This window comes from Oleiphilus sp. HI0080 (genome assembly GCF_001635135.1).
Map to the genome: position 1 here is coordinate 1 of NZ_LWFU01000270.1, position 430 is coordinate 430.

Annotated in this window: 1 protein-coding gene; it reads right to left on the bottom strand. The window is 48.6% G+C overall.

What is annotated here, in order from left to right:
* Nucleotides 1–363: fumarate hydratase (locus A3751_RS02835; protein ID WP_197466138.1), on the bottom strand; the 363-nt coding region annotated here is incomplete at its 3' end.
* Nucleotides 364–430 lie beyond the last annotated feature (67 nt).

Consider the following 430-nt stretch of genomic DNA (forward strand, 5'->3'; position numbering starts at 1 on the left):
GCGCGCCCCTGCAGGGTCTGCAAGAATCGAAGCACGTAGAACGTTATCTGGATGTGTATACGCACGACGAACACCTTCATTGATCATGTCAGTAAGACTCATGTCTGAATCCCACTGTACGTTCATGCCCACTTTTACGAACACCGTCACGATACCCGTATCCTGACAAATTGGGCGCTTACCCTCAGCACACATACGAGAGTTGATCAAAATCTGCGCCATCGCATCTTTCGCTGCTTGCGACTCTTCGCGCAGATAGGCTTCGTGCACCGCCTTAATAAAGTCGGCTAGATGATAGTAAGAAATAAACTGCAGCGCGTCCGCTACGCTTTCGATCAAATCGTCTTGGCGTATGGTGGTCATAAACGTCTCTTCTTTTCTGTAAGCGATTAAAGGTTAGCGATTTTCGTTGTCGGTCCTGCAAGATCTG